Source organism: Pseudomonadales bacterium, from assembly GCA_013215025.1.
Lineage (GTDB): Bacteria > Pseudomonadota > Gammaproteobacteria > Pseudomonadales > DT-91 > DT-91.
In genome coordinates, this window is sequence record JABSRR010000177.1 from 1 (window position 1) to 6,076 (window position 6,076).

At 44.6% G+C, this 6,076-nt stretch carries 3 protein-coding genes; 2 read left to right on the plus strand and 1 reads right to left on the minus strand.

What is annotated here, in order from left to right; translation table 11 throughout:
- Together HRU21_11115 and HRU21_11120 are read left to right on the plus strand one after the other, a co-directional pair.
- The coding region (locus HRU21_11115; protein NRA42837.1) for a beta-hydroxydecanoyl-ACP dehydratase at positions 1–3,189 on the plus strand (3,189 nt) is incomplete at its 5' end.
- 109 nt (positions 3,190–3,298) lie between these two features.
- Positions 3,299–4,900, plus strand: a complete 1,602-nt coding sequence (locus HRU21_11120; GenBank protein ID NRA42838.1) for a PfaD family polyunsaturated fatty acid/polyketide biosynthesis protein — start codon at positions 3,299–3,301, stop codon at positions 4,898–4,900.
- 185 nt (positions 4,901–5,085) lie between these two features.
- On the opposite strand, the gene HRU21_11125 is transcribed toward HRU21_11120, so the two are convergent.
- Entirely contained in the window at positions 5,086–5,709 is a 624-nt protein-coding gene (locus HRU21_11125) for a porin family protein (protein NRA42839.1), read from the minus strand.
- Positions 5,710–6,076 lie beyond the last annotated feature (367 nt).

The window sequence follows — 6,076 nt, forward strand, 5'->3', positions numbered from 1 at the left end:
GATGCGAACACACGTGATGCGATAATAGCGAAGATTGCTGGAGCGAAAAGTACAAATTCGCAAGCCTTGGATATGAGCAATATTGCTACGCCATTTGTGTCCGACTTCATATCGCCATGTAAAGAATCACTCTCTGCTGCAAATCTAAGCAGCCCGCAATCGACAGGAGCAACTGTTGTGGAAAAAACACCTAATATAGTCAGTCGTTCAACGACAGCAATAAAGCCTGCAGCGACTAACAATAGCGCTATTGCTGATCTTGATCTGGCTAGGCACAATGCCGCTGCTAATTCATTGCAACAAAACGCATTGAATGCGCACAAAGCATTTTTAGACGCACGTAAAGCTGCGCAAGAGCATATGAGTGCACTTATTCAAGCGCAAGCAAACGTAAGGTCAATTGCGCCAACAGCATCTATTCCAGCTGTTTCTCCGATAAATACTTTAGCTGCTGCGGCAGATGTTGCAGCTGCAGTAGAGCAGCCTAGCATTGCATCAGAGCATGCTAAAAGTGCCCCTTTTCAAACGTCAACCTCGGTATTTGATACCGACAGTGACGAGCTTACTCAGGCTGAAAAAATGTCGCCTGGGATTGTCTTGACCGAAAAGTATAATCAGCCTAAGCAGGTGATTTTTGATCAGGCGGATTTGGTAGAATTTGCTGAGGGTGATATTGCCAAAGTTTTTGGTGAAGCCTATGCACCAATAGACCAGTTTGATCGTCGCGTCCGTCTACCGACTACCGACTATTTGTTAGTTTCGCGAGTAACCGATCTCGAGGCAACGACGAATATTTTTAAACCCTGCTATATGGCCACCGAATACGATATTCCTACCGATGCTGCATTTTTAATCGATGGACAAATCCCCTGGTCGGTATCTGTCGAATCAGGGCAGTGTGATTTGATGCTAATTTCATACCTAGGCATAGACTTTGAGTGTAAAGGTGAACGCGTTTATCGGCTTCTTGATTGCGAGCTGACCTTTCTTGAAGATATGGCTTTTGGTGGTGAAACCTTACGCTACGAAATTCATATCGACTCGTATGCCCGTAATGGCGACCAATTTCTTTTCTTTTTCCACTATGACTGCTTTGTCGGTGGTAAAAAAGTTTTGATAATGCGTAACGGCTGTGCCGGCTTTTTCACGGATGAAGAGTTAGATGACGGGAAAGGCGTGATATTAAATGATAAAGACAAGGCGCAGCTTGCTAATGCCGTTCGATCATCGTTTACGCCGCTGATTAACAATACGCGCACTCAATATGACTACCAAGATATGATGAAGTTGGTGCGTGGTGATATTGCTGGATGCTTCGGCCCAAAATATGATCAAGCTGGCCGAAACCCATCGTTAAAGTTTTCGTCAAAGAAATTTCTGATGATTGAGCGGGTCACAAAGATTGATCCTCATGGCGGTCACTGGGGCTTAGGTGTCGTTGAGGGGCAAAAAGACTTAGCGCCGGATCACTGGTATTTTCCCTGTCATTTTAAAGGTGATCAGGTAATGGCAGGCTCGCTAATGAGTGAGGGCTGCGGCCAGTTGGCGATGTTCTTTATGTTATGGCTAGGCATGCACAGCCATGTCAATAATGCGCGCTTTCAACCTGTGCCTGGAGAGGCACAAACGGTTCGCTGCCGTGGCCAGGTAGCACCGCAATCAAATACCCTAACATACCGCATGGAAGTTACCGATATGGGTATGCAACCTTACCCCTTTATGAAAGCCAATATCGATATTATTCTCGATGGAAAAGTGGTGGTTGATTTTAAAAACCTATCCGTGATGATAAAAGAGCAGGATGAAACTTCACCCTATGCGGCTGATTTGCCGGCGGGCATTCAGTTAGTGAATAGTGCTCAAGCGCAAACAGCGCTGGCACATGCTGAGCTTGACGAGAACGGGAAAAACGCTTTTGCTAATGTCAATGCACCGCTAATGTGGGTTGAATCTGACACGTCGGCGGCATTGATCAAAGGCGTAACACCGATTAAACACATTGCAGCGCCAGAGGCTAGCGATCCAGCCCGTCAAAACCGCGTGCCAGATACTCTGCCATTCACTGCTTGGCATTTATTTGAATTTGCTACCGGTAATATATCTAACTGCTTTGGCCCAGAATTTGATGTTTACCAAGACCGCATACCACCTCGAACGCCATGTGGCGACTTACAGCTAGTGACACAGGTGATTGACGTTCAAGGCCAACGGGGCGAGTTAAAAAAACCATCTAGCTGTGTGGCTGAATATGAAGTGCCGCATAATGCTTGGTATTTTAGCAAAAACTCGCATCAACATTGGATGCCATACTCAGTATTAATGGAGATTTCACTACAACCGAATGGCTTTATCTCAGGTTATATGGGTACAACGTTACAGTATCCAGATAAAGATTTATTTTTCCGTAATCTGGATGGGCGCGGCACATTATTAAAGCACATTGATTTGCGCGGTAAAACCATTACCAATAAATCGGTGATGCTCAGCACCTCGCAGGCGGGTGGCTCTATTATTCAAAGTTTTACTTTTGAGTTGTTGGCAGATGGCGATACCTTCTATCAGGGCAGTGCAGTATTCGGATACTTCTCGGCAGATGCGCTCACCAATCAACTGGGTATTGATAATGGTCGTACAACTAATCCATGGTTTGTTGATAACGATACAGCTAAACATCAAATCGAAGTGCTGAATCTCGCGGATGATAAGCTATCACTCTACACAGCTCCTGCAGGAAAGCCGCATTACAAGCTTGCTGGTGGTCAGCTAAATTTCGTGGATACAGTCAGCATTGTTGAAGGCGGTGGCAATGAAGGTAAGGGTTATATTTATGGCGAGCGCACCATTGACCCTACCGATTGGTTTTTTCGATATCACTTTCACCAAGACCCTGTGATGCCGGGTTCCCTTGGCGTGGAAGCCATTATTGAGTTACTGCAGAGCTATGCATTAAAGAATGATTTAGGCGCTGGCTTTAACAATCCACGTTTTATTGCACCACTCAGCGAAGTGGTGTGGAAATACCGAGGACAAATAACACCGCTTAATAAGAAGATGGAGCTAGATGTACATATCAGTGATGTGATTCGAAGTGACGGTGAAGTTCGCATTGTAGGTAATGCCAATCTGTCGAAAGATGGCTTACGAATTTACCATGTGAGCGACATAGCGCTGTCGATTGTCGAAGCTTGATTGGAGCTCGGCCTAAACCAGAAGGGCAGCTTTAGTTATTAGCCCATAGCCATTATTCGCTAATGCTGATAATCGATTGAAAATAGCAAATTATAGACAGGAAAGCCCAATGAGCTCTCTGATACAAAATAAAGTGAACAATATCCCGTTTAACTGGCAGGCTAATCAGCTTGTTTATGATAAGGAAGGCATTAAGCATGTGTTAATGAATCTCAGCCAGCCGGTATATGTGGCCAAACAGAATGAGGGAGCAGTTGAGCAATTAGGTGTGGCGCAAACATTAACATCGGACGGCTCGGCTAGTGTACAAGCATTTGCACAAGCTTTAGTCGCAGAAGATTTGGGTGATCCAGCCTTTAAAGCGCAACACAATGTGCAATATGCTTACCATGGCGGCGCGATGGCCAATGGCATTGCCTCAGTTGAATTAGTGATTGCCTTGGGTAAGGCAGGTTTTTTATGCTCTTTTGGTGCGGCAGGATTAGTACCTGATGTTGTAGAGGATGCCATTCGACAGATTCAAACGGCTCTACCGCAGGGTCCCTATGCGGTAAATATTATACATGCCCCAGCTGAAGAGGCATTAGAGCGTGGTGCAGTCGAGCGCTGTTTGAAGTTGGGTGTAGATACTGTAGAAGCGTCAGCTTTCTTAGGCTTAACAGAGCATATCGTGCGTTATCGTGCGGCAGGCTTGTCTAAAAATAGCGATGGCTCAATCAATATAGGCAATAAAATTATTGCTAAAGTATCGCGCACCGAGGTTGGGCGTCGTTTTATGCAGCCAGCGCCTGTTAAGCTATTACAGAAGTGTTTAGACCAAGGGCATATCAGCCCTGAGCAATATGAATTGGCGCAGCATGTGCCCATGGCGGATGATATTACCGCAGAGGCTGATTCTGGCGGCCACACTGATAACCGGCCATTTGTCACGCTGCTGCCTACTATTATTAAGCTGCGAGATGAAATTCAAGCTGAGTATAACTTCCAGCCTGCCTTGCGTGTTGGTGCAGGAGGCGGTATTGGTACCCCTGAAGCTGCGCTGGCGGCATTTAATATGGGAGCAGCCTATATTGTCTTAGGCAGTGTTAACCAGTCCTGTGTCGAGGCCGGAGCCTCAGAATACACTCGCAAACTATTAGCTACTGCTGAGATGGCTGATGTGACGATGGCGCCTGCGGCCGATATGTTTGAGATGGGCGTGAAACTGCAAGTGCTTAAACGAGGCTCAATGTTCGCTATGCGAGCACAAAAACTTTACGACTTATATGTCGCTTATGACTCGATTGAGGCTATTCCAAACGATGAGCGTGAAAAGATAGAAAAGCAAATTTTTCGTGCCAATCTCGATGATATTTGGGCCGGTACCATCGAGTTTTTCAAGGCGCGTGACCCGGATATGCTAGAGCGTGCGATGGATAACCCAAAGCGCAAAATGGCCTTAATTTTTCGTTGGTATCTTGGCCTTTCTTCGCGCTGGTCTAACATCGGTGAAAAGGGGCGTGAAATGGACTATCAGATTTGGGCTGGACCGTCTCTAGGTGCATTTAATGCATGGGTCAAAGGCAGTTATCTTGAGGATCATAGCCAGCGTAAGGCTGCCGATGTGGCGCTGCATATTTTAAATGGAGCGGCATACTTAGCACGAATCAATCAATTAAAAACGCAAGGTGTTGAGTTGCCAACGACCTTATCAGGCTATTCTCCAGAGTAGCTTTCAGTGCTTAAGTCTATTTTTCAAAGCCATATATCGCGGTTTTATAAATAGGTGATAAAAGAAAAGCCCGCGCCGCGGGCTTTTTATATTCAGGGGCAGGACTAGGAATTTATGAGCAACTATTCGATCATATATATAGTTTTTTAGGCGCTCATTAATATAGTTTTGGTATTTTGCTTAATTTACCAAACATACATGCTCATGGATAAGTTGAATGCATCATATTGTGCATCGTCAGTATCTAGGTACACGACATACTCAGTGCTGATAAATACGCCATATTGCACTTCATACTCAAGGCCTAAACCATAAGCAAAGCCAACATCATCACCGAGTGGTGAAAAGTTTCGAATGCCGTCGTCTTCAATGCTGACGTCAACTGCGCCTACTCCGGCTAAACCATAGACTTTTGTATTCTCAGATAAAAAGGCCATAGGTTTAGCGAATAGTCCAACCGCTTGGGTTAACTCGATTTCAACATCTCTTTTAGCAATAGTTTCTGAATCACTGCTCAAGCCAAGCACATATTGCAATTCAACCGCAAAGTTTGGGTTTAGATATTGACCTACCTTGAGGACAATGCCGGAGGACTTGCTGCGAGTGGATTCTGAGTCAACCGTATAGCAAGCATCAATATTATTGCTTATATCACAGCCAGATAGCTTAAAGCTGAAGGTATCAAATTCACTGTTGAAACGGTAGTCGCCTAGATGCAGGCCGCCACCAATATAGCCGGAATAGGCAAGGGCAGAGTTAAAGTAAAAACAGCTTAGCAGGACAATAGTTAGTGGTAAGAGACGTGTCACGAGTAACCTTCAATATTGTTATTGTTGTATTTACTGTAAGTAAGTTTTCGATGCTTTACAAGCATATCTAAATTCCTGGCCAGCAAAAATATTCTCTTTTGAAGCCATCGCAATCGATAGATAATCAATTGTTGTTATGGGTAAATATTAATTATGTATATTTTGCCGGTTAAATAAAAAGCCAAGCATGTGGCTTGGCTTTTATTATTAAAAATCAACTAACAGTTAAGCGAACCTGAGCGCGATTAAAAGCATTAAAAACCATATTTGACGTAAATCTGTGCATTATCACGGTCAGATAAAAGCATTTGGAATACATCATCTTCATCACCAAATAGGAAGGTCACACCGGTACCAATTTCAAGGC

Excerpts from the sequence above, each read along its gene's own strand:
- HRU21_11120 (NRA42838.1), top strand. The coding sequence starts at position 3,299 with ATGAGCTCTCTGATACAAAATAAAGTGAACAATATCCCGTTTAACTGG.